At 67.0% G+C, this 26,321-nt stretch carries 22 protein-coding genes; 20 read left to right on the forward strand and 2 right to left on the reverse strand.

The features are described from left to right. The first annotated feature begins 121 nt into the window (after positions 1-121). The 15 genes from HWW87_RS06975 to HWW87_RS07045 all read left to right on the forward strand — a co-directional run bounded on the left by HWW87_RS06975 (position 122) and on the right by HWW87_RS07045 (position 17,072). Positions 122-1,144, forward strand: a complete 1,023-nt coding sequence (locus HWW87_RS06975) for a helix-turn-helix domain-containing protein (protein ID WP_175819712.1) — start codon at positions 122-124, stop codon at positions 1,142-1,144. A 112-nt stretch (positions 1,145-1,256) separates the two neighbouring features. Continuing rightward, positions 1,257-2,561 (forward strand): flavodoxin-dependent (E)-4-hydroxy-3-methylbut-2-enyl-diphosphate synthase, encoded by a 1,305-nt coding sequence (gene ispG, locus HWW87_RS06980; protein WP_175819713.1) that lies wholly within the window; start codon positions 1,257-1,259, stop codon positions 2,559-2,561. A 20-nt stretch (positions 2,562-2,581) separates the two neighbouring features. Continuing rightward, positions 2,582-3,922, forward strand: a complete 1,341-nt coding sequence (gene hisS, locus HWW87_RS06985) for a histidine--tRNA ligase (RefSeq protein ID WP_175819714.1) — start codon at positions 2,582-2,584, stop codon at positions 3,920-3,922. Positions 3,923-3,980: 58 nt separating this feature from the next. Then, positions 3,981-4,610 (forward strand): tetratricopeptide repeat protein, encoded by a 630-nt coding sequence (locus HWW87_RS06990; RefSeq protein ID WP_175819715.1) that lies wholly within the window; start codon positions 3,981-3,983, stop codon positions 4,608-4,610. Between the two features lie 41 nt (positions 4,611-4,651). Then, entirely contained in the window at positions 4,652-5,797 is a 1,146-nt protein-coding gene (gene bamB, locus HWW87_RS06995; RefSeq protein WP_175819716.1) for an outer membrane protein assembly factor BamB, read from the forward strand. Between the two features lie 247 nt (positions 5,798-6,044). Then, on the forward strand, positions 6,045-7,382 hold the full coding sequence (gene der, locus HWW87_RS07000) for a ribosome biogenesis GTPase Der (protein ID WP_014896912.1): 1,338 nt from the start codon (positions 6,045-6,047) through the stop codon (positions 7,380-7,382). Between the two features lie 154 nt (positions 7,383-7,536). Next, entirely contained in the window at positions 7,537-7,776 is a 240-nt protein-coding gene (hfq, locus tag HWW87_RS07005; RefSeq protein WP_006399927.1) for an RNA chaperone Hfq, read from the forward strand. 72 nt (positions 7,777-7,848) lie between these two features. After that, positions 7,849-9,021 carry a GTPase HflX gene (gene hflX, locus HWW87_RS07010; RefSeq protein ID WP_174390439.1) on the forward strand — a complete coding sequence of 391 codons (1,173 nt, stop codon included), beginning with the start codon at positions 7,849-7,851 and terminating at the stop codon, positions 9,019-9,021. A 47-nt stretch (positions 9,022-9,068) separates the two neighbouring features. Further along, entirely contained in the window at positions 9,069-10,415 is a 1,347-nt protein-coding gene (gene hflK / locus HWW87_RS07015; protein ID WP_175819717.1) for an FtsH protease activity modulator HflK, read from the forward strand. A gap of 15 nt (positions 10,416-10,430) precedes the next feature. Continuing rightward, positions 10,431-11,330 (forward strand): protease modulator HflC, encoded by a 900-nt coding sequence (gene hflC / locus HWW87_RS07020; protein WP_175819718.1) that lies wholly within the window; start codon positions 10,431-10,433, stop codon positions 11,328-11,330. Positions 11,331-11,366: 36 nt separating this feature from the next. Further along, complete coding sequence (locus tag HWW87_RS07025; protein WP_006478685.1) at positions 11,367-11,558, forward strand: DUF2065 domain-containing protein; 192 nt, start codon at positions 11,367-11,369, stop codon at positions 11,556-11,558. Between the two features lie 113 nt (positions 11,559-11,671). Beyond that, positions 11,672-12,820, forward strand: coding sequence for an ATP phosphoribosyltransferase regulatory subunit (locus HWW87_RS07030; protein ID WP_175819719.1), 1,149 nt, complete (start codon positions 11,672-11,674; stop codon positions 12,818-12,820). 113 nt (positions 12,821-12,933) lie between these two features. Beyond that, on the forward strand, positions 12,934-14,280 hold the full coding sequence (locus tag HWW87_RS07035) for an adenylosuccinate synthase (RefSeq protein WP_027784575.1): 1,347 nt from the start codon (positions 12,934-12,936) through the stop codon (positions 14,278-14,280). 7 nt (positions 14,281-14,287) lie between these two features. After that, entirely contained in the window at positions 14,288-14,884 is a 597-nt protein-coding gene (locus tag HWW87_RS07040; protein ID WP_006478688.1) for a phosphoribosyltransferase, read from the forward strand. Positions 14,885-15,158: 274 nt separating this feature from the next. Next, positions 15,159-17,072 carry a potassium transporter Kup gene (locus HWW87_RS07045; protein ID WP_175819720.1) on the forward strand — a complete coding sequence of 638 codons (1,914 nt, stop codon included), beginning with the start codon at positions 15,159-15,161 and terminating at the stop codon, positions 17,070-17,072. A 114-nt stretch (positions 17,073-17,186) separates the two neighbouring features. Here the strand turns inward: HWW87_RS07045 and HWW87_RS07050 are convergent, their stop codons facing one another. Continuing rightward, on the reverse strand, positions 17,187-19,511 hold the full coding sequence (locus HWW87_RS07050; protein ID WP_175819721.1) for a Tex family protein: 2,325 nt from the start codon (positions 19,509-19,511) through the stop codon (positions 17,187-17,189). A gap of 155 nt (positions 19,512-19,666) precedes the next feature. Here HWW87_RS07050 and HWW87_RS07055 point away from each other — a divergent pair, with 155 nt between their 5' ends. The 3 genes from HWW87_RS07055 to HWW87_RS07065 all read left to right on the forward strand — a co-directional run bounded on the left by HWW87_RS07055 (position 19,667) and on the right by HWW87_RS07065 (position 23,016). Next, on the forward strand, positions 19,667-20,419 hold the full coding sequence (locus HWW87_RS07055; RefSeq protein WP_175819722.1) for a hypothetical protein: 753 nt from the start codon (positions 19,667-19,669) through the stop codon (positions 20,417-20,419). 76 nt (positions 20,420-20,495) lie between these two features. Further along, a complete protein-coding gene (locus tag HWW87_RS07060; protein WP_006478692.1) occupies positions 20,496-20,711 on the forward strand; it encodes a YdcH family protein in 216 nt (71 codons plus the stop codon). Positions 20,712-20,766: 55 nt separating this feature from the next. After that, positions 20,767-23,016 carry an ATP-dependent DNA helicase gene (locus HWW87_RS07065; RefSeq protein WP_175819723.1) on the forward strand — a complete coding sequence of 750 codons (2,250 nt, stop codon included), beginning with the start codon at positions 20,767-20,769 and terminating at the stop codon, positions 23,014-23,016. Between the two features lie 121 nt (positions 23,017-23,137). Here the strand turns inward: HWW87_RS07065 and HWW87_RS07070 are convergent, their stop codons facing one another. Beyond that, positions 23,138-23,962 carry an outer membrane protein assembly factor BamD gene (locus tag HWW87_RS07070; protein ID WP_039360216.1) on the reverse strand — a complete coding sequence of 275 codons (825 nt, stop codon included), beginning with the start codon at positions 23,960-23,962 and terminating at the stop codon, positions 23,138-23,140. Between the two features lie 41 nt (positions 23,963-24,003). Between HWW87_RS07070 and HWW87_RS07075 the strand changes: the two genes are divergently transcribed. Together HWW87_RS07075 and pgeF are read left to right on the forward strand one after the other, a co-directional pair. Continuing rightward, positions 24,004-25,212 carry an RluA family pseudouridine synthase gene (locus HWW87_RS07075; RefSeq protein ID WP_175819724.1) on the forward strand — a complete coding sequence of 403 codons (1,209 nt, stop codon included), beginning with the start codon at positions 24,004-24,006 and terminating at the stop codon, positions 25,210-25,212. 6 nt (positions 25,213-25,218) lie between these two features. Next, positions 25,219-26,058, forward strand: a complete 840-nt coding sequence (pgeF, locus tag HWW87_RS07080) for a peptidoglycan editing factor PgeF (protein ID WP_175819725.1) — start codon at positions 25,219-25,221, stop codon at positions 26,056-26,058. Positions 26,059-26,321: the final 263 nt, after the last annotated feature.

Raw genomic sequence — 26,321 nt, forward strand, 5'->3', positions numbered from 1 at the left:
ACACGCGAATAGCGATCGGTCGCGGCGCCTCGGCGCCGCGCATGGTACGGACCGTTGCGGGTGCCGGCCGGCGGGAGCCGGCGGCAGCCGCCAGTGAAGAAGAATCGACGCGAGGACAAGGATGAGTGAGCCGCAGCCGTCTAACGGCGCAGAGACGAATGCCGCGAAACCGGCACCGGCGGGACTGGAATCGCTGGCGGCGGTCGGCAGCCGGCTGGCGCAGCTTCGGGAGACGAAGGGCTGGTCGGTCGACGACGTGTCGGCGCGACTCAAGGTCGCACCGCAAAAGCTCCGGGCGCTCGAGGCCGGCGACATCAGCCATTTGCCCGGCGTGACGTTCGCGCTCGGGGTCGTGCGCAGCTACGCGAAGATGCTCGGCGTCGATCCGGAACCGTTCGCGCAGGCGCTGCGCCGCGAGCGCGGGGTGCCGGAAGTCGACCTGTCGATGCCGGCGTCGTCGGGCACGGATCTGCCGCGCGGCCGCGTGTCGATTCCGCTGGGCGGCTCGTCGCGCCACCATCCGTGGCTGTGGGGAACGGGGATCGTCATCGTCGCGGTGGTCGCCGTACTGATGTGGCACACTGGCGGCGATTCGTCGAGCCTGCTCGCGCGCTTCAAGGGCGGCGACGCCGAACATGCGTCGGCCGCGAGCGCGGCGGCGGCATCGTCGTCTGCCGAAGAAGCGGCCACGAACGGCGCGTCGGCGGCGGTGGCGAATGAGGTTCCGGCCCCAGCTGCTGCCTCGGCTGTCCCGGCGCAGGCGATCGCGCCGGCTGTTCCGGCACCCGCGGCCCCGGTCGCGACGGCGGCGGCATCGCAGCCCGTGGCGGCAACGGCAACGGCAGCGGCGAGCACGGCCGCGCCGGCCCAGCCGGCGAGCGTCGTGGTCGCGGCAGGCCAGTCGACGGTCGAACTGAAGGTCAAGCAGGATTGCTGGTTCAGCGTGCGCGACAAGAACGGCAAGGAGCTGTTCTCGGCGCTGGTGCGCGCCGGCGAAACGAAGCAGGTTGCCGGTGACGGGCCGTTCAAGGTCACGATCGGCAACAAGGCCGGCCTCGACGCGGTTGCGTTCGACGGAAAACCGGTCGATCCGGCAAAATATTCGGCAGCGCGGGGTAACGTGGCGCGGTTCACGTTGCCCTGACGTCAAGCGCCGTGGCGAAGGCTTGCCGTCGATATCGGCAGGCCGTGAGGGCACGGCGCTTTTTCAATTCATGCGCCGCGTCGCGGCGCATTCCGCGTAAATGGATCTATCGATGCAATCCGAAGCTCAATCCCCACGCAGCAGTCAGATTTGTTCAACCGAGCCGGTGTTCGGCGGGCATCAGCCGCGCCGTGTATCGCATGCGGTGGATGTCCGCTGGGGCGGGCAACTCGTGACGATCGGCGGCGCTGCGCCGGTGCGCGTGCAGTCGATGACGAATACCGACACGGCCGACGCGATCGGCACGGCGATCCAGATCAAGGAACTCGCGAACGCGGGCTCCGAACTGGTGCGCATCACGGTCAACACGCCCGAAGCCGCGGCCGCCGTGCCGGCGATTCGCGAGCAGCTCGACCGGATGGGCGTGACCGTGCCGCTCGTCGGCGATTTCCACTACAACGGCCACCTGCTGCTGCGCGACTACCCGGGCTGCGCGGAGTCGCTGTCGAAGTACCGGATCAACCCCGGTAACGTCGGTCAGGGCGCGAAGCGCGACACGCAGTTCGCGCAGATGATCGAGGCCGCGGCGAAGTACGACAAGCCGGTGCGGATCGGCGTGAACTGGGGCAGCCTCGACCAGGACCTGCTCGCGCGCATGATGGACGAGAACGGCGCGCGGGCGCAGCCGTGGGACGCGCAGAGCGTGATGTACGAGGCGCTGATCCAGTCGGCGATCGGCTCGGCCGAACGCGCGGTGGAGCTTGGCTTGGGCCGCGACCGCATCGTGCTGTCGTGCAAGGTCAGCGGCGTGCAGGACCTGATCGCCGTGTACCGCGAACTCGGCCGCCGCTGCGGCTTCGCGCTGCATCTCGGGCTGACCGAGGCCGGCATGGGCTCGAAGGGCATCGTCGCGTCGACGGCGGCGCTCGGCGTGCTGCTCCAGGAAGGGATCGGCGACACGATCCGCATCTCGCTGACGCCGGAGCCGGGCGCGTCGCGCACCGGCGAAGTGATCGTCGGCCAGGAAATCCTGCAGACGATGGGCCTGCGCTCGTTCGCGCCGATGGTGATCGCGTGCCCGGGCTGCGGCCGCACGACGAGCACGCTGTTCCAGGAACTCGCGATGCAGATCCAGACGTATCTGCGCGAGCAGATGCCGGCCTGGCGCAAGGAATATCCGGGCGTCGAGAAGATGAACGTCGCGGTGATGGGCTGCATCGTCAACGGCCCGGGCGAATCGAAGCACGCGAACATCGGCATCAGCCTGCCGGGTTCGGGCGAGAACCCGGCCGCGCCCGTCTTCATCGACGGCGAGAAGGTCAAGACGCTGCGCGGCGAGCGGATCGCCGAGGAATTCCAGCAGATCGTCAGCGACTACGTCGCACGCAATTACGGCCGCACCGAGGCCCTGAACTAATTCGTCCACACACACGAACGATGACTGAACAGAAACGCAAGATCGAGAAGCTCACCGGCGTCAAAGGCATGAACGACATCCTTCCGCAGGATGCCGGCCTGTGGGAATTCTTCGAAGCTACCGTGAAATCGCTGCTGCGCGCGTACGGCTACCAGAACATCCGCACGCCGATCGTCGAACATACGCAGCTCTTCACGCGCGGCATTGGCGAAGTCACCGACATCGTCGAGAAGGAGATGTACAGCTTCACCGACGCGCTGAACGGCGAGAACCTGACGATGCGCCCGGAAAACACCGCGGCCGTCGTGCGTGCGTCGATCGAGCACAACATGCTGTACGACGGCCCGAAGCGGCTGTGGTACATCGGCCCGATGTTCCGTCACGAGCGTCCGCAGCGCGGCCGTTATCGCCAGTTCCACCAGGTCGGCGTCGAGGCGCTCGGCTTCGCGGGTCCCGATGCGGATGCCGAGATCATCATGATGTGCCAGCGCCTGTGGGACGACCTCGGCCTGACCGGCATCAAGCTCGAGATCAACTCGCTCGGCCTCGCCGAGGAGCGCGCCGCGCACCGCGTCGAGCTGATCAAGTACCTCGAGCAGTTTGCCGACGTGCTCGACGAGGACGCAAAGCGCCGCCTGTATACGAACCCGCTGCGCGTGCTCGACACGAAGAATCCCGCGCTGCAGGAAATCGCGCAGAACGCGCCGAAGCTGATCGACTTCCTCGGCGACGAGTCGCGCGCACACTTCGAGGGGCTGCAGCGCCTGCTGCTCGCGAACAACATTCCGTTCAAGATCAACCCGCGTCTCGTGCGCGGCCTCGATTACTACAACCTGACCGTGTTCGAGTGGGTGACCGACAAGCTCGGCGCGCAGGGCACGGTCGCGGCCGGCGGCCGCTACGATCCGCTGATCGAGCAGCTCGGCGGCAAGCCGACCGCCGCGTGCGGCTGGGCGATGGGCATCGAGCGCATCCTCGAGCTGCTGAAGGAAGAGGATCTCATGCCCGAGCAGGAAGGCGTCGACGTGTACGTCGTGCACCAGGGCGAAACCGCGCGCGAACAGGCGTTCATCGCGGCCGAGCGCCTGCGCGACACGGGCCTCGACGTGATTTTCCACTGCAGCGCCGACGGCGCGCCGGCGAGCTTCAAGTCGCAAATGAAGCGGGCCGATGCCAGCGGCGCCGCGTTCGCGGTGATCTTCGGCGAAGAAGAGGTCGCGAACGGCACGGTGGGCGTGAAAGCGTTGCGCGGCGCGGGTGCGGAAGGGGAAAAGAACGTTCAGCAGACCGTACCGGTCGAAAGCTTGACCGAATTCCTAATCAATGCGATGGTTGCATCCGCCGAAGACGGCGACGACTGATCGCGCTGGCATTCGCTCGACAAGAAAAGCCTGAACAGGAAGAAGGAATCGCTCGCCGATGAGTTATCACGACGAACAAGAATCGATTGAAAGTCTCAAGGCGTGGTGGGCCCGCTGGGGCAACCTCACCACGTGGATCGTGCTCGCGGCGCTCGTCGTCGCGGCCGGTTTCAACGGCTGGAACTACTGGCAGCGCCGTCAGGCTGCCGAGGCGTCCGGGCTGTACGAGCAGGTCCAGAAGGCTGCCGCCGCGAACGACAAGGCGACGATGGCCCGCGCGGCCGCCGACATGGAAGACAAGTTCGGCCGCACGCCGTATGCGCAGATGACGGCGCTCGCGGCCGCGAAGACGCTGTATGCGGCCGGCGACGCGGCAGGCGCGAAGGCGCAGCTGCAATGGGCCGTCGATCACGCCAAGGACGACGAGTACAAGCAGATCGCGAAGCTGCGTCTCGCGTCGCTGCTGCTCGACGAGAAGGCGTACGATGCGGGCCTCACGCTGCTGTCGGGTACGCCGGTCGATGCATTCAAGGGCCTCGTGGCCGATCGTCGCGGCGATCTGCTGGCCGCGCAAGGCAAGGCCGACGATGCGCGCGCGGCTTACAAGCTCGCGCTCGACGGCCTGTCGAAGGACGACCAGTCTGCGCGCCAGCTCGTGCAGTTCAAGCTGGACGCGCTCGGCGGCTGAATCCCGGTCCCCTCAACCTCTTAACTCTGCTTCGCTAACCGATGAATTTGCTGAAACGTTACGCTGTGCCCGTTGCCTGCGCGGCGGCTGTCCTCGCTTTGGCGGCTTGCTCGTCGTCGAAGGACGCGCGCCGCGTGCCGACTCCGCTCACCGAGTTCAAGCCCGTCATGGACGTGCAACAGGTCTGGAAGGCGAGCGTCGGCAAGGGCGGGCGCTACCTGTTCTCGCCGGTGGCCGTGGGCGACGCCGTCTATGCGGCGGGCGAAAACGGTTCGGTCGAGAAGATCGACGCGAAGACGGGCCAGACGCTGTGGCGCTCGAAGGTCGGTTCGGACCTGTCGGCCGGTGTCGGCAGCGACGGCAACCTGACCGCGGTCGGTGCGTTGAAGGGCGGCGTGTTCGTGCTGGGCCCGGACGGCAAGCAGCTGTGGAAGACCAGCGTGCAGGGCGAGATCTTCTCGCCGCCGCTCGTCGGCAACGGCCTCGTGGTCGTCCGCACGATCGACGGCCAGGTGATCGCGTTCGACGCGCAGACGGGCGAGCAGAAGTGGAACTACCGCAACCGCGCGGTGCCGCTGAACCTGCGCGTATCGGCCGGCATGACGTTCGCGGGCGACGCGGCCGTGCTCGCGGGCTTCCCGGGCGGCGGTCTGGTCGCGATCAACCTGCAGACGGGCGAGCCGTTCTGGCAGACCCCGGTGTCGTTCCCGAAGGGCGTGACCGAGGTCGAGCGCATCAACGACGTCAGCGGCCCGCCGACGCTCGTCGGCGCGGAAGCCTGCGCGGTGACGTTCCAGGGGCAGCTCGGCTGCTTCGATGCAAACTCGGGCCGTCCGCTGTGGGAAAAGGCGTTCTCGAGCCGCAGCGGCCTCGCGCAGGACGATTCGGTGGTCGCCGGCGGCGACGACTGGTCGGTCGTCACCGCGTACGACGCGGCCACGGGCAACCAGCTCTGGCGCAACGACAAGCTGAAGAGCCGTGACGTCGGCGTGCCGTACCTGCTCGGGCATGCGGTCGTGATGGGCGATTACAAGGGCTTCGTGCACTTCCTGTCGCGCGAGGACGGCAGCTTCATCGCGCGGATGAAGACCGACGGCAGCGCGATTACGGCGGCGCCGGTCCTCGCGGGCAATACGCTCGTCGTGCAGACGAAGGACGGCGGCCTGTACGGGTTCCGCCCGCGCTGACGCGCAGGAAACAGGCGTGGCCGTGGCGCGGCGGGCGGGTCCCGCGCGCCGCGGCTGCGCGACTTGAAGGCGGCCGGCGTTCCCGGCCGCTCGGTATTTGAAAGGCAGTTCGAGACGAAAGACGACGGCGCGCAACGCACGCCGGGCGCGCGCATCCGAGGCGGCGCGAATTCGTGATATTTTCATTCAGCGCAGCCGCCCGCAGCAGCGGGCCTCCCGCTGCTGCGCTTCACCGTAGAAAACACAGATGAAACCGGTCATTGCCCTTGTTGGGCGCCCCAATGTGGGGAAATCCACGCTGTTCAACCGGCTCACGCGCTCGCGCGATGCGCTGGTCGCCGACTTGCCGGGCCTGACGCGCGATCGCCATTACGGCGAAGGGCGCGTCGGCGAACGGCCGTACCTGGTCGTCGATACCGGCGGCTTCGAGCCCGTCGCGAAGGACGGCATCCTGCACGAAATGGCGCGTCAGACGCGGCAGGCCGTCGAGGAAGCCGACGTCGTCGTGTTCATCGTCGACGGCCGTAACGGGCTCGCGCCGCAGGACAAGTCGATCGCCGACTACCTGCGCAAGACCGGCCGGCCGATCTTCCTGGTCGTCAACAAGGCCGAGGGGATGAAGTACACGGCGGTCGCGACGGACTTCTACGAGCTTGGGCTCGGCGATCCGCGCGCGATCTCGGCCGCGCACGGCGACGGCGTGACCGACATGATCAACGAGGCGCTCGAAGTCGCGTACGCGGGCCAGCCCGAGGAAGCGGACGAGGACGATCCGTCGCGCGGCATCAAGATCGCGATCGTCGGCCGTCCGAACGTCGGCAAGTCGACGCTCGTCAACGCGCTGATCGGCGAAGACCGCGTGATCGCGTTCGACATGCCGGGCACGACGCGCGATTCGATCTACGTCGACTTCGAGCGTAACGGCAAGAAATACACGCTGATCGACACGGCCGGCCTGCGACGCCGCGGCAAGGTGTTCGAGGCGATCGAGAAGTTCTCGGTCGTGAAGACGCTGCAATCGATCTCCGACGCGAACGTCGTCATTCTTCTGCTGGATGCGCAGCAGGACATTTCCGACCAGGACGCGCACATCGCCGGCTTCGTCGTCGAGCAGGGCCGCGCGCTGGTGATCGGCGTCAACAAGTGGGACGGCCTCGACGACCACGCGCGCGACCGCGCGAAAGCGGATTTGACCCGCAAGCTGAAATTCCTCGACTTCGCGAAATCGCACTACATTTCGGCCGCGAAGAAGACCGGCATCGGCGCGCTGATGCGCTCGGTCGACGACGCGTACGCGGCGGCCATGGCGAAGCTGCCGACGCCGAAGCTCACGCGCGCGCTGATCGAGGCGGTCGAATTCCAGCAGCCGCGCCGTCGCGGCCCGGTGCGTCCGAAGCTGCGCTACGCGCACCAGGGCGGGCAGAATCCGCCGCTGATCGTGATCCACGGCAACGCGCTCGACGCAGTGACGGAAACGTACAAGCGTTACCTCGAAAACCGATTCCGCGAAACTTTCTCGCTGACCGGGACTCCATTGCGCATAGAGTTCCGTTCGTCGAACAACCCGTACGCGGACAAGGGCTGAAGCACGTCTGCAACGCGCGTCCCACAAGGGCTAGGCCACATGGCCTATGCCCGGGCGGGGCAGGCAAAATCAGCTATAGTGTAGCGATTGGCAGCGGATCTCTTTTTCTTCGCCGCCAATCCAGATCAACCTGCAAAAAAAGATGGAGTACGCCATGAGCAACAAAGGGCAATTGTTACAAGACCCGTTTTTGAACGCACTGCGCAAAGAGCACGTTCCCGTTTCGATCTACCTCGTCAACGGCATCAAGCTGCAAGGGAACATTGAATCGTTCGACCAGTACGTCGTGTTGCTCCGTAATACGGTGACCCAGATGGTTTACAAGCACGCCATCTCGACGGTCGTGCCGGCGCGCCCGGTGAATTTCCACCCGGACGCGGAAGCCTCGTCCTAACCTATTGCAGCGGCCGGCATCCGGTCGCCGCGAGCGACCGATGCCAGCCGCCTTATCTTGACACCCGATAATTTGATCAACGCAGCGCTCGTCGGCATCGATTTCGGCAAGACCGATTTCGAAGCCAGTCTCGAAGAACTCAGTCTTCTCGCCTCCAGTGCGGGGGCCCGTCCCGCCGTCACCCTCACGGGTCGTCGCGCAAGTCCCGATGCCAAGATGTTCATCGGCAGCGGCAAAGCCGAAGAACTGCGGCTTGCCTGCGACGCGCACAACGTCGAAATCGTCATCTTCAACCACGCGTTGGCGCCCGCCCAGCAACGCAATCTGGAGCAGGCGCTTAACAGGCGCGTGGTCGATCGCACGAGCCTCATCCTCGACATCTTCGCGCAGCGTGCCCGCAGCCACGAAGGCAAGCTGCAGGTCGAGCTCGCGCAGCTTCAATACCTGTCGACCCGGCTCATTCGCGCGTGGACCCACCTCGAACGGCAAAAGGGCGGTATCGGCCTGCGTGGCCCCGGTGAAACCCAGCTCGAAACCGACCGCCGGTTGATCGGCGAACGCATCAAGATGCTGAAGTCGCGGCTCGATCGGCTGCGCCGCCAGCACAATACGCAGCGCCGGCAGCGCGCGCGCAGCGGCACGATGTCGGTGTCGCTCGTCGGCTATACGAACGCGGGCAAGTCGACGCTGTTCAATGCGCTGACGAAAGCGCAGGCGTATGCGGCCGACCAGCTGTTCGCGACGCTCGATACGACGTCGCGGCGCGTGTACCTCGGCGACGAGGTCGGGCAGATCGTCGTGTCCGATACGGTCGGGTTCATCCGCGAGCTGCCTCACCAGCTCGTCGCGGCGTTTCGCGCGACCCTCGAGGAAACGATCCATGCGGATCTGTTGCTGCATGTGGTCGACGCATCGAGCGCGGTCAGGCTCGAGCAGATCGAGCAGGTCAACGGCGTGCTGCACGAGATCGGCGCGGACACGATCCGGCAGGTGCTGGTGTTCAACAAGATCGACGCCGTGCCCGAGCTGGCGGCCCGCGGCGACGCGGTCGAACGGGACGAGTATGGTAATATTTCGCGCGTCTTTTTGAGCGCGCGCACCGGTCAGGGTCTTGATACGTTGCGTGCCGCCATCGCCGAAATCGCCTCCGCGGAACACCTTTCCAGCGCGCCGTTACCCGACGCGCTCGATGGCACGTCCGCTGAACCGCACGAAGACCACACGATTTCCGAACACGGGCGCTAACCGGTCCCGGCCGGTTCGCCGGCGTCCAATCTGGTGAACAAACTCTGGTGAACGAATACAACGAGCGGAGTACCTGGCGGCGGATGCGCGCCTTGCTGTCGATCAACGATCCCCGCTGGGGACGCGGCGAAGGCAATGGCAAGGACGGATCCCGCCCCCGTGCGAATGAATCGAAGCGTCCGCAAGGCGGCGACGGCGACGGTCCGCCCGATCTCGACGAGATGTGGCGCAACTTCAACCGGCGGCTGAGCGGCCTGTTCGGCGGCAAGGGCGGCAACGGCTTCCGTCCCGACAACGGCCGGGCCGCACGGGTCGGCGTCGGCATCGTGATCGGCGTGCTGGTCGCGGTTTATGCGGGCAGCGGGCTGTTCGTCGTGCAGGAAGGCCAGACGGGTGTCGTGCTGCAGCTCGGCAAGGTGTCGGGCACGGTCGGCCAGGGCGTCCACTGGCGTGCGCCGTATCCGTTCGCGTCGCACGAGATCGTCGACACGTCGCAGGTCCGCTCGATCGAGATCGGCCGCAACAACGTCGTGCGCCTCGCGAACGTGAAGGAAGCCGCGATGCTGACGCGCGATGCCGACATCGTCGACGTGCGCTTCATCGTCCAGTACCGGATCCGTTCCGCCACCGATTACCTGTTCCGCAGCGTCGATCCCGAGCGCAGCGTGTCGCAGGCCGCGCAGGCCGCGGTGCGCGCGATCGTCGGCACGCGCAGCGCGGCCGACATGCTGAACCAGGATCGCGACGCGCTGCGCGAGCAGCTTTCCACCGCGATCCAGCGCGATCTCGACCGCTACCAGTCGGGGCTCGAGGTGACGGCCGTCACGATGCAGAGCGTCGCGGCGCCCGAGCAGACCCAGGCCGCATACGCCGAAGTCGCGAAGGCGCGCGACGAGCGCGAGGCCGCGAAGCGCGCCGCGCAGGCGTATGCGAGCGACCTGCTGCCGAAGGCGCAGGGCGATGCGGCGAAGCTCGTCGACGAAGCGAAGGCGTATGCCGATCGCGTGGTCACGGAGGCCGAGGGCGACGCGGACCGCTTCAAGCAGGTCTACGCGCAGTATTCGAAGGCGCCGGCGGTCATCCGCGAGCGGATGTACCTCGAGACGATGCAGGCAATCTATTCGAACGCGACGAAGGTGTTCGTCGGCAACAAGGGCGGCAATAGCGTCGTGTACCTGCCGCTCGACAAGCTCGTCGAGCAGGGGCGGCAAAACGCCGCGACGTCGACCGGCGCGTCCGCCGCCGATGCAGCGTCGGCACCGGCGGCTACGGCGCCGTCGGCGGCCGCTGCCGCGCCGGCGAGTGCCGCACCGGCCGCCACCGCGTCGGGTGTCGACGTGCTGCGTTCGCGCGAAGCGTTTCGCAGCCGGTCGCGTGAAGACGATACGAAGTAACGGAGAGCGCAGAACATGAACCGAATCATTGCGCTCGTCGTCGCAATCGTGATCGTTGCCTTCGCGGCATCGTCGACGGTCCTTACCGTCGATCCGCGCCGTGCGGCCGTGCTGTCGGGCCGCGACGGTACGCAGCCGGAACTCGCGGGCCCCGGCGTCCATTTCAAGCTGCCGCCGCCGCTGCAGACGGCCACGCTGATCGACACGCGCCTGCAGTCGCTCGAGTCGTCCGATCCGCTGCAACTGGCAACCGAAGACAAGCACGATCTGCTCGTCGCGTATGCGGTGAAGTACCGGATCAGCGATCCGATGAAATATTTCACCGCGACGGGCGGCGACCCGGCGGCGGCGACCGAACGGCTGTCCGGCGCGTTGAAGAGCGCGCTCGGCGACGCATTCGGCAAGCGCGCGCTCGACGATGCCCTCGGCGGCCAGCGCGCGATCGCCGAGGCGGCGCGCGATGCGGCGAAGGCGAAAGCGTCCGGTTTCGGCGTCGACGTGGTCGACGTCCAGCTGACGCGTGTCGACCTGCCGGCCGCGCAGACGGACGTCGTCTATCAACGGATGATCGGCGCGTTGCGCGATCAGGCGGCCCAGGTGCGTGCGCAAGGCGCGGCCGACGTCGAGCAGATCAAGGCCGACGCCGAGCGCGAGCAGCAGGCCGTGCTCGCGAACGCGTACAAGTCCGCGCAGACGATCAAGGGCGAGGGCGACGCGAAGGCCGCGACGATCGCCGCCGATGCGTTCGGCCGCGATCCGCAGTTCTATCAGTTCTACGCGAGCCTGCAGGCCTACCGGAATACGTTCAAGCGCAACGACATCATCGTCGTCGATCCCGACAGCGAGTTCTTCCGCTTCATGCGCAGCCCGACGGGCGGCGCCGCACCGGCGGCGCCTGCTTCCCGCAAACATTGACCTTGGGGCGCCGCGTCGAGCGGCGCCGTCGTTCGCATGGACCTGGCTGGCTCGTTGTTGCTCGCAGTAGCGCTGATGCTGATCATCGAGGGGGCATTCCCCTTCGTGTTTCCCGTCGCCTGGCGCGACACGTTTCGTAGAATAGCCGAGCGGCCGCCGCATCATATCCGGATCGGCGGGCTGATCGTGATGGTGCTCGGGCTCGTGCTGCTGCTGCTCGCGACCTGACCGGCGCCCCGATCCGGACGGCGCATCCGCCGTTCGTTCCGCCCGATTTCGAAGTTCCGATTCAACTCGCGGCGCGCGTGTCGCGTGCCGTTTCCCGTCGTAGGACCGTACCGATGTCGACCTGGTTACTTCCCGAGAATATCGCCGACGTACTGCCGTCGGAAGCGCGCAAGATCGAGGAGCTGCGCCGCAGGCTGCTCGACCGCTTCCGTTCGTACGGCTACGAAATGGTGATGCCGCCGTTGCTCGAGTATCTCGAGTCGCTGCTGACGAGCGGCGGCGCCGATCTGCGCCTGCGCACCTTCAAGCTGGTCGACCAGCTGTCGGGCCGCACGCTTGGCCTGCGCGCGGACATCACGCCGCAGGTCGCGCGGATCGACGCGCACCTGTTGAACCGTCAGGGCGTGACGCGCCTCTGCTACGCGGGCCACGTGATGCATACGCGTCCGCGCGGCCTGCACGCGACGCGCGAGCAGATCCAGATCGGCGCTGAAATCTACGGCCACGCCGGGCTCGAAGCCGATCTCGAGATCCAGCAACTGATGCTCGATTCGCTGCATCTCGCGGGCCTGTCGCGCATCCGTCTCGACCTCGGTCACGCGGGCGTGCTCGCGGCGCTGCTGGCGCGCGACGCGCAGGCCGCCGAGCGCGGCGAGTCGCTGTACGACGCGCTGTCGGGCAAGGACGTGCCGCTGCTGAACGAACTCACCGACGATCTCGGCGCCGATACGCGTGCCGCGCTGCGCGCGCTGCCGAATCTCTACGGCGACGCGAGCGTGCTCGCCGAGGCGCGCACGCGCCTGCCGGTGCTGCCCGAAATCACGCGGGCGCTCGACGATCTCGCGCAGCTTGCGTCGCAGGCGAAGGGCGTCGAAGTCGCGATCGATCTCGCCGACCTGCGCGGCTACGCGTATCACAGCGGCGCGATGTTCAGTGCGTACATCGACGGCGTGCCGAACGCGATCGCGCGCGGCGGCCGTTACGACCACGTGGGGCAGGCCTATGGCCGGGCCCGTCCGGCGACCGGCTTCTCGCTCGACCTGCGCGAGCTCGCGCGGATTTCGCCGGTCGAGGCGCGTGGCACCGCGATCCTCGCGCCGTGGGCGCAGGACGACGCGCTGGGCGCGGCGGTCGCGGCGCTGCGCGATGCGGGCGAGGTCGTGATCCAGGCGCTGCCGGGCCACGACCACGTGCTCGACGAATTCGCATGCGATCGTTCGCTCGTCGAGCGCAACGGCGCATGGGTGGTCGAACCCCGATAAACAGGTGTTCGCGGGCCGTGCTTCGGCGTGCATATCGTTGAAGCGAAACGGAAAAATTCGGAATCGCCCGCGAACATAGGTAGAATACGTTTTTAACCAGCTAACGAATCAACATGTCTGCCAGCGCAGTGAACGTGACTCCCGGGCGCAATGTCGTCGTCGTGGGAACGCAATGGGGTGATGAAGGCAAGGGCAAGATCGTCGACTGGCTGACGGACCACGCTCAGGGCGTCGTGCGTTTCCAGGGCGGTCACAACGCCGGCCACACCCTCATCATCGGCGGCAAGAAAACGATCTTGCGCCTCATTCCGTCGGGCATCATGCGTGAAGGCGTCGCCTGCTACATCGGCAACGGCGTCGTCCTGTCCCCCGAAGCACTGTTCAAGGAAATCGGCGAGCTCGAAGAAGCCGGCGTGAACGTGCGCGACCGTCTGTTCATCTCCGAAGCCGCGACGCTGATTCTGCCGTACCACATCGCGATCGACCAGGCGCGCGAAGCGCGCAAGGGTGCGGGCAAGATCGGCACGACGGGTCGCGGCATCGGCCCCGCGTACGAAGACAAGGTCGGCCGCCGCGCGCTGCGCGTGCAGGACCTGTTCGACGCGAAGACCTTCGCCGATCGCCTGCGCGAAAATCTCGATTTCCACAATTTCGTGCTGACCCAGTATCTGGGCGGCGCGGCCGTCGACTTCCAGGCCACGCTCGACACGATGCTCGGCTATGCCGACCGCCTGAAGCCGATGGTGGCCGACGTGTCGCGCCGCCTGTACGACGCGAACAACGCGGGCCAGAACCTGCTGTTCGAAGGCGCGCAAGGCACGCTGCTCGACATCGACCACGGCACCTATCCGTTCGTCACGTCGAGCAACTGCGTCGCAGGTGCGGCGTCGGCCGGCGCGGGCGTCGGTCCGCAGAAGCTCAACTACATCCTCGGCATCACGAAGGCGTATTGCACGCGCGTCGGCTCGGGCCCGTTCCCGAGCGAGCTGTACGATGCGGACAACCCGCAGCGTCAGGACCAGATCGGCGTCACGCTCGCGAACGTCGGCAAGGAATTCGGTTCGGTCACCGGCCGTCCGCGCCGCACCGGCTGGCTCGACGCGGCTGCACTGCGCCGCTCGATCCAGATCAACGGCGTGTCGGGCCTGTGCATGACGAAGCTCGACGTGCTCGACGGCCTCGACGAAGTCAAGCTGTGCGTCGGCTACCACGTCGACGGCAAGGACGTGGACATCCTGCCGCGTGGCGCGGTCGATGTCGCGCGTTGCGAACCGGTGTACGAGACGTTCGCCGGCTGGAAGGAAAGCACCGTCGGGATCAACACGTGGGACGCGCTGCCGGCGAACGCGCAGGCATACCTGGCCCGCGTCCAGGAAGTGGCTGGCGTGCCGGTCGACATGGTGTCGACGGGCCCGGACCGCGACGAAACGATCCTGCTCCGCCATCCGTTCAAGGTGTAATTTTCAGATGACGCAGCAAATCACGATGACGGCGGCAGACTTGATGACCGATCCGCGCAACGACGACAAGAACCTGTGGGTGGGCTGGGACGAGTATCACCGTCTGATCGAGCTGCTCGCGCTCCAGGTGCACGCTTCGGGCTGGAAGTTCGACCAGATCCTGTGCCTCGCGCGCGGCGGCCTGCGCGTCGGCGATCAGCTGTCGCGCATCTATGACGTGCCGCTCGCGATTCTCGCGACGAGTTCGTACCGGGAAGCGGCCGGCACCGAGCAGGGCGAGCTCGACATCGCGCAGTACATCACGATGACGCGCGGCCATCTCGCGGGCAACGTGCTGCTGGTTGACGACCTCGTCGATTCGGGCGTCACGCTCGCGCGCGTGCAGGAGCACCTGAAGGAGCGCTATCCGGCGGTCACGGCCGTGCGTTCGGCCGTGCTCTGGTACAAAGGGTGCTCGAAGGTCAAGCCCGACTATCACACGCAGTTCCTGCCGACGAATCCGTGGATTCATCAGCCGTTCGAGGAGTGGGACACGGTTCGTCCGCACAACCTCGAGGCGTGGATCAAGCGCGGTCGCGCGCAGCGCGATGGTTCGGGCGCGTAAGCGGCCGGCCGATCGAAGGAAAGCCTTGTACGGCGCCGCTTGCGGCGCCGTTTTTCGTTGGCGCGCGCGTTGCGCCACGCGGTGCGCGTTGCGGACCCGATAGGCAGGCGGCGCGGCCCCGGCTATGATGGCAGCCCTGCCACAGCTTGCGCGGGATTGCATGCGCAGCGTGGGCTCACGTGGTGTCAGGGCAACAGGGCAGGACGGTATTTCAGGGGGGCGCGAGTAGAATAGCGCTCGTTTTGTCCGACCGGACCCGATTATTACGCTTCATATGAACGACACGACTCAGGCGACCGACGCAGCCCACGCGCATTCGACGCACCAACATTCGATGCGCTCGCTCGCGATAGCGGCCATCGGCGTCGTGTTCGGCGACATCGGCACGAGCCCGCTGTATTCGCTGAAGGAGGCGTTCAGCCCCGCGCACGGCATTCCGCTGACCGAAGGGTCGATTCTCGGCGTGATCTCGCTGCTGTTCTGGGCGATCATCCTGGTGGTCGGCGTCAAGTACCTGCTGTTCGTGATGCGGGCGGACAACAACGGCGAAGGCGGCGTGCTCGCGCTGATGGCGCTGTCGCTGCGGCCGCTGGACTCGAAAACCCGTGTCGCGGGCGCGCTGATGGCGCTCGGGATATTCGGCGCGTGCATGTTCTACGGGGACGCGGTGATCACGCCGGCGATCTCGGTGATGTCGGCCGTCGAAGGTCTCGAGATCGCGACGCCGCACCTGTCCCATCTCGTGCTGCCGATCACGATCGTGATCCTGATCGCGCTGTTCTGGATCCAGCGGCACGGTACCGCGCTGGTCGGCAAGCTGTTCGGCCCGATCATGGTGCTGTGGTTCGTCGTGATCGCGGCGCTCGGCGTGTACCACATCGTTCGCGTGCCGGGCATCATCGCGGCAATCAATCCGTATTACGCGGCGTCGTTCATGGCCGACCACCTGCTGCAGGCCTACGTCGTGCTCGGCTCGGTCGTGCTGGTGCTGACCGGCGCGGAAGCGCTCTACGCGGACATGGGCCACTTCGGTGCAAAGCCGATCCGGTACGCCGCGTACGGGCTCGTGATGCCGTCGCTCGTGCTGAACTACTTCGGCCAGGGCGCGCTGCTGATCCAGAATCCGAAAGCGATCGAAAACCCGTTCTTCCTGCTGGCGCCCGAATGGGGGCTGCTGCCGCTCGTCGTGCTGTCGACGGTCGCGACCGTGATCGCGTCGCAGGCCGTGATCTCGGGCGCGTATTCGCTGACGTCGCAGGCGATCCAGCTCGGCTACGTGCCGCGCATGAAGGTGCTGCATACGTCCGAGCTCGCGATCGGGCAGATCTACGTGCCGGTCGTGAACTGGCTGCTGCTGGCCGTGATCCTCTGTATCGTCGTCGGCTTCAAGAGCTCGGACAACCTCGCGGCCGCGTACGGCATCGCGGTGACGGCGACGATGGTGATCACGACCGTGCTCGCGTGCGTCGTGATGGTGAAGGTGTGGAACTGGAACCGGCTGCTGGTCGGCGCGATCATCGCGGTGTTCCTCGCGATCGACCTCGGTTTTTTCGGCGCGAACCTGCTGAAGGTCGCGCAGGGCGGCTGGCTGCCGCTCGGCATCGGCGCGCTGCTGTTCTTCCTGCTGATGACCTGGTACAAGGGGCGCCACATCGTCAAGGAGCGCACGGCGGCCGACGGTATTCCGCTCGAGCCGTTCCTGCAGGGGCTGCTCGCGCATCCGCCGCACCGCGTGTCGGGCACCGCGATCTACCTGACCGGCAACGACAAGCTCGTGCCCGTCAGCCTGCTGCACAACCTGAAGCACAACAAGGTGCTGCACGAGCGGACCATTTTCCTGACGTTCGTCACGCGCGATATTCCTTATGTGCGCGACGACAAGCGTCTGACGGCGCGGGATGCGGGCGGCGGCCTGTACATCGCCAAGGCCGAGTACGGTTTCAACGAGACGCCGGACGTGAAGGCCGTGCTCGAGGAATTCGGCCGCACGCACGACATGACGTTCGAGCTGATGGACACGTCGTTCTTCCTCGCGCGCGAAACGGTCGTGCCGACGCATCTGCCGGGCATGTCGATCTGGCGCGAGCGCGTGTTCGCGTGGATGCATCAGAACGCGGCGAAGCCGACCGATTTCTTTTCGATTCCGGCGAACCGCGTCGTCGAACTCGGCACCAAGATCGAGATTTGACCGGCGCGGTGGGGCCGCGCATGCGGCTCATGCCGATCAGGCTGCGCGCCTCGCCGAAGCAATAAAAAAACCCGCCTTTCGGCGGGTTTTTTGTGCGTCGCCGCCTTCGCGTGCTCAGCGCTTCAGCTTCGCGAATGCCGCGGCCATCGCGCCGGCCGGTTCCGGCTCGCGCGAACGCTGCGGGCGGGCGGCGCCGCGCCCCGCGTTGCCGCGATCCTGACCGCCGCGCGACGACATGCCGGGCGCTGCCGCGTCGTCGTCGAGGCGCATCGTCAGCGCAATGCGCTGGCGCTTCACGTCGACGTCGATCACCTTCACCTTGACGACCTGGCCGGCCTTCACGACTTCGTGCGGGTCCTTGATGAACTTCGTCGACATCGCGGACACGTGGACGAGCCCGTCCTGGTGCACGCCGATATCCACGAACGCGCCGAATGCGGCAACGTTCGTCACGACGCCTTCGAGCGTCATGCCCGGCACGAGATCCGAGACCTTCTCGACGCCTTCGCGGAACGTGGCCGTCTTGAATTCCGGGCGCGGATCGCGGCCCGGCTTTTCCAGTTCGGTCAGGATGTCGCGCACGGTCGGCAGGCCGAAACGTTCGTCAACAAATTCCGTCGGCGACAGGCCCGACAGCGCTTCGCGGTTGCCGAGCACGTCGTCGATGCGCTTGTTGATCTTCGCGAGCATCCGTTCGACGACCGGATACGCTTCCGGGTGCACCGACGAGCGGTCGAGCGGGTTCTCGCCGCCGTTGATGCGCAGGAAGCCGGCGGCCTGTTCGAAGGTCTTGTCGCCGAGGCGCGGCACCTTGCGCAGGTGCTCGCGCGACGGGAACGGACCGTTCGCGTCGCGATAGTCGACGATGTTGCGCGCGAGCGTCGCGTTCAGGCCCGACACGCGGGCGAGCAGCGGGGCCGACGCGGTGTTCGCGTCGACGCCGACCGCGTTTACGCAATCCTCGACGACCGCGTCGAGCGAGCGGGCGAGTTCGCGCTGGTTCACGTCGTGCTGGTACTGGCCGACGCCGATCGCCTTCGGCTCGATCTTCACGAGCTCGGCGAGCGGGTCCTGCAGGCGGCGGGCGATCGACACGGCGCCGCGCAGCGATACGTCGAGTTCCGGGAATTCCTTCGCGGCGAGCTCGGACGCCGAGTAGACCGACGCGCCGGCTTCCGACACGACGATTTTCTGCAGGCGCAGCTCCGGGTGTTTCGCGATCAGTTCGCTCGCGAGCTTGTCGGTTTCGCGCGACGCGGTGCCGTTGCCGATGCTGATCAGCTCGGCCTGCGTTTGCGCGGCGATGCGCGCGAGTTTCGCGATCGAGCCGTCCCAGTCGCGGCGCGGCTCGTGCGGGTAGATCGTGTCGGTGGCGAGTACCTTGCCGGTGCGGTCGACGACCGCGACCTTCACGCCGGTGCGCAGGCCGGGGTCGAGACCGATCACGGCCTTCGGGCCGGCCGGTGCAGCCAGCAGCAGGTCGTTCAGGTTGCGCGCGAACACGCGGATCGCTTCGGTTTCGGCCGTTTCGCGCAGTTGCGTGAGCAGTTCGTTTTCGATGTGCGGCTGCACCTTCACGCGCCAGCACCAGCGGCAGACGTCGGACAGCCATTTGTCGGCCGGGCGATTCTGGTTCGCGATGCCGAAATGGCGCGCGATCATCGCCTCGCCGGGATGCGGCACCTGCGCGTCGAGTTCTTCGCCGAGGCCGAGCTTGACCGTCAGCACGCCCGCGTTGCGGCCGCGGAACAGCGCGAGCGCGCGGTGCGACGGCACGGTCTTGATCGTTTCCGCGTAGTCGTAATAGTCGCGGAATTTCTCGCCTTCCTCGTTTTCCTTGCCCTCGACGACGGCCGACGACACGACGCCCTGGTTGTGCAGGTAGTCGCGCAGCTTGCCGAGCAGCTCCGCCGTCTCGCCGAACTGTTCGGACAGGATGTCGCGCGCGCCGTCGAGCGCGGCCTTCACGTCGGCGACGCCCTTGTCGGCGTCGACATACGCGGCCGCTTCGGCCTGCGGGTCGAGCAGCGGGTTCGCGAGCAGCGCCTGCGCGAGCGGCTCGAGGCCGGCCTCCCGGGCGATCTGCGCACGCGTGCGGCGCTTCGGCTTGTACGGCAGATAAAGGTCTTCGAGCACCTGTTTGCTGTCGGCCGCGTCGATCGCGGCGCGCAGTTCGTCGGTCAGCTTGCCCTGTTCGTCGATGCTCGACAGGATTGTCGCGCGGCGATCCTCGAGCTCGCGCAGGTACAGGAGGCGTTCCTCGAGCTGGCGCAGCTGCGTGTCGTCCAGGTTGCCGGTCACTTCCTTGCGGTACCGGGCAATGAACGGAACGGTCGAGCCTTCGTCGAGGAGTTGCACGGCCGCCGCGACCTGGCGCGGCTGGACGGACAGTTCGGTGGCGATGCGCTGTACGATCTTGAGTGCTACGGTTTCCGTCATGTCGTGGATGGTCTGTCTGCCTGCTGGAATCGCGGCGCGGGCCGGCAGGCCCGAAGCGGCGGGCTGCCCGGCGGGCCAGAGGCCGCGGGTGAATGAAGCGGGGCATTTTGCCATAAATGGCGGAGCGTCCAGCCGGGGGTGATAGAATTTGACACATGTCCCGCAGCTTTCCTACGACGTTGCCAACTTCCCGCATTTCTCTCGTCGCGCTCGGCGCAGCGCTCGCCGCGGCTTTGTCTGCCGGGCCTTCCGGCGCATTCGCGCAGGCCTCTGGCGCCAGCGCGCCGGACACCGTCGCGTCCGCGCCCGTTGCCGCCTCCGCCGCCCCGGATTTCGACGCCCGTCAAAAAGTGCTCAATCAACGCTCCGCGGAAAACGATTATCGTTATGCGGTGGCGGAGCACGATTGCTACAGCAAGTTCTTCGTCAACCACTGTCTCGGCAAGGCGCGCGACCAGATGCGCGAGGAGCGGGCGAGCATTCGCCAGGAGCAGCTCGCGCTCAGCGACGAGCAGCGCGCGGTGCGCGCGCAGCAGCGCGACCAGCAACAGGCGCTGAAGCAGGCCCAGAACGCGGCGGAAGCGCCGCAGCGGGCGGCGAACGACGCGGCGAACGCGGCTGCATTCCGCGACAAGCAGGAGCAGAATGCACTGAAGCAGGCGCAGCGCGGCGCGGAAGGGCCGCAACGCGCGGCGAGCAAGCAGGCATACGACCAGAAGCAGGCGGATTTCCAGCGCAAGCTCGACCAGGCGCACCAGCAGGCGGCGCAGAAGGCGCAGGAGCGGGCGGACAACGCCACGCGCTACGAGCAGAAGCAGAAGGAAGCCGCACAGCACAAGGCCGATGTCGAGCGGCGTCAGCAGGAAGCGGCCCAGAAGGCCAAGCAGCAGCAACAGCAGGGGCAGTAACGTGTTGAATTGATCGGGATCAGTCTCGGGCGCGTCGGCACGCCAGCCGTCGCGCTGCTTCGATGAGGAGGCAGGTATGCAAAACCGTCACACGGAACAGCAGCAGGAATTGCACAACCGTTTGGCTGCATTGCAGGAGCAGCACCAGCAGCTCGCTCGGGAGATCGAGCTGAAGGAAGGGCACTCCGACATCGACGACATCACGCTGCACCGGCTGAAGAAGGAAAAGCTGGCGGCCAAGGACAAAATCATTTTGCTGCAATCGCAGCTCGAACCGGATAAGCGCGCCTGAGCGCGGCCTGGCAAGCGCCGGCGCCGCTCGGGCGCTGGACACAGGAACGCTTGCCTTGAATTCACCGCTTGAAGCCACCCCCGATGCCCGGCGTGACACGACGTCCGCCGGGCGCGTTCGTGCGCCCGAAGGCACCTTCGAGCTGAGCCGCAAGCGCGTCGACGAACTCGACACGATCTTCGGCGAAGGCGGGTTGCTGGCGCGCGCGCTCGATGGTTACCGGCCGCGTACGTCGCAGATCGAGATGGCGCGTGCGGTCGCGTCCGCGATGGAAGCATCCGCACGCCGGATGCCCGAGCCCGAGATCTTCGAAACCCGCAAGCGGCCGGCGCGCCGCCTCGGCGACGGCGACCAGGCGGCCGGGCCGGCCGCGGACGACGTCGCGGCAACCGAATCCGACAGCGACGCAGGCGACAACACGCTGATCGTCGAGGCCGGCACGGGTACCGGCAAGACCTACGCGTATCTGGTGCCTGCGATGTTGTGGGGCGGCAAGGTGATCGTGTCGACCGGCACGAAGCACCTGCAGGACCAGCTGTTCCAGCGCGACATCCCGACCGTGCGCAACGCGCTCGCGGTGCCGGTGACGGTTGCGATGCTCAAGGGCCGCGCCAACTACCTGTGCCACTACTACCTGCAACGCACGGCCGACAACGGCCGCCTGCCGTCGCGGCAGGATACCGCGTATCTGCAGGAAATCGTCCGCTTCGCGAAGATCACGAAGAGCGGCGACAAGGCCGAACTCGCAAGCGTGCCTGAAAACGCGCCCGTGTGGTCGATGGTCACGTCGACGCGCGACAACTGCCTCGGCCAGGAGTGCCCGCACTACAAGGAATGCTTCGTGATGCAGGCGCGGCGCGAGGCCCAGCAGGCCGACGTCGTCGTCGTCAACCATCACCTGTTCTTCGCGGACATCATGCTGCGCGACACGGGGATGGCCGAACTGCTGCCGAACGCGAACACGATCATCTTCGACGAAGCGCACCAGTTGCCGGAGACGGCGACGCTGTTCTTCGGCGAGACGCTGTCGACGACGCAGATCCTCGAGCTCGCGCGCGACACGGTCGCCGAAGGCCTGAGCCATGCGCGCGACGCGGTCGAGTGGGTGAAGCTCGGCGGCGATCTCGAGCGCGCGGCGCGCGACTTGCGTCTCGCGTTCGCGAACGACCAGATCGTGCGCATGTCGCTCGCGCAGCTCGGCGACGATCACCCGATGTTCGGTGCGCTCGACGCGCTCGACGTTGCGCTCGATGCGCTCGCATCGGCACTCGCGAGCCAGGCCGAGCGCGCGGAATCGCTCGGCGCGTGCCTGCGGCGCGCCCGCGAGCTGCAGGACCTGCTGGCCGGCTGGGTCGCGCCCGGCGCGGCGGAAGCGGCTGCGCAGGCCGACGCGGCGGCGGCCGGCGGCAACGCGGCCTCCGACGGCGATCCGAACGAGAAGGTGCGCTGGGTCGAGGTGTTCGCGCATACCGTCCAGCTCCATGAAACGCCGCTGTCGGTCGCGCCGATCTTCGCGAAGCAGCGTGCGGGCGTGCCGCGTGCATGGGTGTTCACGTCGGCGACGCTGTCGGTGCGCGGCGATTTCACGCACTACGCGGCGCAGATGGGCCTCAGCTCGCGTCGTTCGATGACGCTCGCCAGCCCGTTCGATTACCAGTCGCAGGGGCTGCTGTACGTGCCGCGCAACCTGCCGCAGCCGTCTTCGCCGGCATTTACCGACGCCGTTTTCGATGCCGCGCTGCCGGCGATCGAGGCATCCGGCGGCGGCGTGTTCATGCTGTGCACGACGCTGCGCGCGGTCGACCGGATCGCGTCTAAGCTGCGCGACGTGATCGAATCGCGCGGCTGGAACACGCCGCTGCTCGTGCAGGGCGACGCGAGCCGCACCGAGCTGCTCGACCGCTTCCGCGCGTACGGCAATGCGATCCTGGTCGGCAGCCAGAGTTTCTGGGAAGGTGTGGACGTGCGCGGCGATGCGTTGTCGCTGGTCGTGATCGACAAGCTGCCGTTCGCGCCGCCGGACGATCCGGTGCTGGCCGCGCGGCTCGATGCGCTGACGAAGAAGGGGCTGAGCCCGTTCGCCGTGCATCAGTTGCCGCAAGCCGTGATCACGCTGAAGCAGGGCGCGGGCCGACTGATTCGTGCGGAGACGGATCGCGGCGTGCTGATGATCTGCGACACGCGGCTCGTCGACAAGCCTTACGGGCGCCGGATCTGGCAAAGCCTGCCGCCGTTCAAGCGCACGCGCGAGATCGCGGTCGTGCAGGATTTCTTCGACGAGCGCCGCTCCGACAAGGGCGCGTGACCGCACGCGCGGCGCTTGTCGCGTGAATGCCCCGGCGCCGCCCGAATGCGGCGCCAATAAAAAACCCGGCTTGATGGCCGGGTTTTTTGTGGGCGCAACGGGTGTTACATCGCGCCGTGCGTCAGAACTGCCACCACGACTTCTTCGAACCGGGGCGCGAATGGCCCGTCACGTACGGGCTGTCGGGGAACGTGCCCGCGAGCACGCGCTTCGTGTCCTCGGCGAGTTCCGGCTGGTTCAGCTTGCCGTACGACAGGATCATGATGTGCAGCGCATCCTCGATCGCCGGCGCGCCCTTGTAGTCCTTGATCGCGAGCTGGGCGCGGTTGATCGCCGCGACATACGCGCCACGGCGATAGTAGTAGTCGGCCGCGTGCACTTCGTGCGATGCGAGCGCGTTGACGATGTAGCGCATCCGTGCGGCCGCATCAGGCGCGTACTTGCTCTTCGGGAAGCGATCGACGACGACCTTGAACGCATCGTACGATTCGCGCAGCGCCTGCGGATCGCGTTCGCTCATGTCCTGGCCGGAGAAGCGCCCGAACAGGCCGAGATCGTCGTTGAAGTGGATCATCCCCTTCAGGTAGTACGCGTACGGGATATCCGGATGATCGGGGTGGAGCTGGATGAAGCGATCGACGGCCTGGTCGGCGGCTGCCGCTTCGTTGTCCTTCCAGTTGCAGTATGCAACGTTGATCTGTGCCTGTTGCGCGAAATGGCCGAACGGATCGCGGCCTTGCAGCGATTCGAAATATTTCGCGCACTTGCCCCAGTCGCCGCCGGACAGTGCGTCCTGGGCCTCTGAGTATAATTTGTTGTTCGACCAGGTAGCCGTCTCGTCCTGCTTCTGCGGCAAGCCGTGGCAGCCGGCGATGAGGGCCGCGGCCGCTACCGCCGCAGCCCGGGCGGCGACGGTTCTGGCCGTGCGTTTGGTCGAATTCATCATGCTCGCATGTCCTAGCTTCAAGTCTCGGTGACCCAGTCTAAATGACCCGTTCAAGTTCGCAGAATGCCCAGCCGGGCACACCAAATCGCGAAGATTATAGCCCAAGCGATCGACCCGCCGACGCTGCGTCGGGGGATTCCCTCGATGACGATCTGGCCGGCGACGCGATGCAGCCGCCCGTGGTGCCGTCCGCGGCGCGCGACGACGCCCCGCGCATCGTCGAAGTGCCGCTGTCGCTCGCGGGCGAACGCCTCGACAAGGCGCTCGCCCAACTGTTCCCCGAATTCTCGCGCAGCCGCCTGCAGAGCTGGATCGAGGCGCAGCGCGTGCTCGTCGACGGCGCGCCGGCGAAGATCCGCCAGCCGGTGCCGCTCGGCGCGAAGATCGAGCTCGTGCCCGATCTGCTGCCCGAGCAGCTCGCGTTCACGCCGGAGCCCGTGCCGCTCGACGTGATCTACGAGGACGACGCGCTCGTCGTCATCAACAAGCCGGCCGGCCTCGTCGTGCATCCGGCCGCCGGCAACTGGAGCGGCACGATCCTCAACGGCCTGCTGCATCGCTACGGCGACGCGGCGGCCGGCTTGCCGCGCGCGGGGATCGTCCACCGGCTCGACAAGGAAACTTCCGGCCTGATGGTGGTCGCCCGCACGCTGGCCGCGCAGACCGACCTCGTGCGCCAGTTGCAGGCCCGCACGGTGAAGCGTCGCTATTTCGCGCTGGTGTGGGGCACGATGCCCGAGGAGGGCACGATCGACGCGCCGATCGGTCGCGACCCGCGCGAGCGCACGCGCATGGCCGTCGTCACGGGCGCGTCGGGCAAGCCCGCACGCACGCATTTCCGCACGGTTGACACATGCCTGTGGCAACGTCAGCCGGTTTCGGCGATTCAGTGCGATCTCGAAACCGGCCGCACGCACCAGATCCGCGTGCATTGCGCGCACGCCGGGCATCCGCTGCTCGGCGATCCGGTCTACGGGCGGGCGCGCGGCAAGCGCTCGGTCGCGCCGCTGCCGGACGGGTTCGCCCGGCAGGCGCTGCATGCCTGGCGGCTCGGCCTCGTGCATCCGGTCACGGGCAAGGCGATGCAGTGGCGCTGCCCGCTGCCGGACGACATGAACGCACTGGTCGCGGCGCTCGGCTTCGGGCAGGGCGACGAGGAATTCGACGACGACGACGGTGTCTACGACGATGACGATTTCGGCGGCGAGTATCACGACGACGAGCCGTACCCGGACGATGAGGAGGAGTGAGTGCCGATGACGAACCTGGCGCCGTTGACGTGGCAGGACTGCGTACAGCCCGACTGGCGGGTGTCGCCGCGCGTGCGCACGCTGATCACCACGCGCGACGGCGGTGTGAGCGAAGGCCCGTACGGGCGCTGGCAGGACGGTACGGCGCTGCCGGGCGGGATGAATCTCGGCCTGCATACCGGTGACGATCCCGACCATGTCGCCGTCAATCGTGCGCGCGTGCTCGCCCTCGCTGGCCAGTCGAGCGCCGCATGGCTCGAGCAGGTTCACGGCGCGCAGATCGTGCGGGCGGACGCGGTGATCGCCGCGGCGCCTGCCGCCACGGCGCCGGTGCAGGCCGACGCGAGCGTCACGGATCAGGCCGGCGCCGTCTGCGTGGTGATGGTGGCCGATTGCCTGCCCGTGCTGCTGTGCGACGCGCAGGGCCGCGCGGTCGGCGCCGCGCATGCGGGCTGGCGCGGCCTCGCGGCCGGCATCGTCGAGCAGACGGCCGCGCGCGTCGCGGCGCTCGCGGGCGGCGCGACGGACACGTTGCATGCCTATCTCGGCCCGGCGATCGGCCCGCGGGCGTTCGAGGTCGGCGCCGACGTGCGCGATGCGTTTCTCGACACGGCTCCGCAGTCGGAGCATGATGAAACCCGTCATGCGTTCGTCGCGATCGACGGCGCGCCCGGCAAGTTTCTTGCCGATCTCTACGCGCTCGCGCGCCTGCGACTCGCGCGTGCGGGTGTGGCGCACGTGAGCGGCGGGACGGCCTGTACGGTCGCCGAACGCGCGCGCTTCTATTCGTATCGGCGCGACCGTGTGACGGGCCGCATGGCCGCGGCAATCTGGCTGGCCGATTGATCGCATGCGCATGCGCGCCGGCTTTGTTGCGTCGCGAAATCGGTTATCTCGATATTGAGGCGGTAATGCGGCGTTGCATGCGCGACTGAATGAAAAATCCCGACGTCAAGTCAAGCAAAATGTTTTATGTTGCGCCGGAACCCTTGCCCCGTCTGTCGTGCGCGGATTATCTCCGCGCAGAAATGTTCAGTGGTTTGACCGGGCGCTTCACATGGGGAAAACGATAATGATAAAAATACCGCACTGCGGCAGAATCTGGAGAC

It is taken from the genome of Burkholderia sp. BCC0419 (genome assembly GCF_902830285.1).
Taxonomy (GTDB): domain Bacteria; phylum Pseudomonadota; class Gammaproteobacteria; order Burkholderiales; family Burkholderiaceae; genus Burkholderia.

Coding starts and splice junctions, on each gene's coding strand:
- HWW87_RS06975 (WP_175819712.1), top strand. CDS start 122: ATGAGTGAGCCGCAGCCGTCTAACGGCGCAGAGACGAATGCCGCGAAA.
- HWW87_RS07035 (WP_027784575.1), top strand. CDS start 12,934: ATGTCTGCCAGCGCAGTGAACGTGACTCCCGGGCGCAATGTCGTCGTC.
- bamB (WP_175819716.1), top strand. CDS start 4,652: ATGAATTTGCTGAAACGTTACGCTGTGCCCGTTGCCTGCGCGGCGGCT.
- HWW87_RS07055 (WP_175819722.1), top strand. CDS start 19,667: ATGTCCCGCAGCTTTCCTACGACGTTGCCAACTTCCCGCATTTCTCTC.
- hisS (WP_175819714.1), top strand. CDS start 2,582: ATGACTGAACAGAAACGCAAGATCGAGAAGCTCACCGGCGTCAAAGGC.
- HWW87_RS07075 (WP_175819724.1), top strand. CDS start 24,004: ATGACCCGTTCAAGTTCGCAGAATGCCCAGCCGGGCACACCAAATCGC.
- ispG (WP_175819713.1), top strand. CDS start 1,257: ATGCAATCCGAAGCTCAATCCCCACGCAGCAGTCAGATTTGTTCAACC.
- HWW87_RS07025 (WP_006478685.1), top strand. CDS start 11,367: ATGGACCTGGCTGGCTCGTTGTTGCTCGCAGTAGCGCTGATGCTGATC.
- HWW87_RS07030 (WP_175819719.1), top strand. CDS start 11,672: ATGTCGACCTGGTTACTTCCCGAGAATATCGCCGACGTACTGCCGTCG.
- HWW87_RS07060 (WP_006478692.1), top strand. CDS start 20,496: ATGCAAAACCGTCACACGGAACAGCAGCAGGAATTGCACAACCGTTTG.
- HWW87_RS07045 (WP_175819720.1), top strand. CDS start 15,159: ATGAACGACACGACTCAGGCGACCGACGCAGCCCACGCGCATTCGACG.
- der (WP_014896912.1), top strand. CDS start 6,045: ATGAAACCGGTCATTGCCCTTGTTGGGCGCCCCAATGTGGGGAAATCC.
- HWW87_RS07070 (WP_039360216.1), bottom strand. CDS start 23,962: ATGATGAATTCGACCAAACGCACGGCCAGAACCGTCGCCGCCCGGGCT.
- HWW87_RS07040 (WP_006478688.1), top strand. CDS start 14,288: ATGACGCAGCAAATCACGATGACGGCGGCAGACTTGATGACCGATCCG.
- hflC (WP_175819718.1), top strand. CDS start 10,431: ATGAACCGAATCATTGCGCTCGTCGTCGCAATCGTGATCGTTGCCTTC.
- HWW87_RS07050 (WP_175819721.1), bottom strand. CDS start 19,511: ATGACGGAAACCGTAGCACTCAAGATCGTACAGCGCATCGCCACCGAA.
- hfq (WP_006399927.1), top strand. CDS start 7,537: ATGAGCAACAAAGGGCAATTGTTACAAGACCCGTTTTTGAACGCACTG.
- HWW87_RS06990 (WP_175819715.1), top strand. CDS start 3,981: ATGAGTTATCACGACGAACAAGAATCGATTGAAAGTCTCAAGGCGTGG.
- pgeF (WP_175819725.1), top strand. CDS start 25,219: ATGACGAACCTGGCGCCGTTGACGTGGCAGGACTGCGTACAGCCCGAC.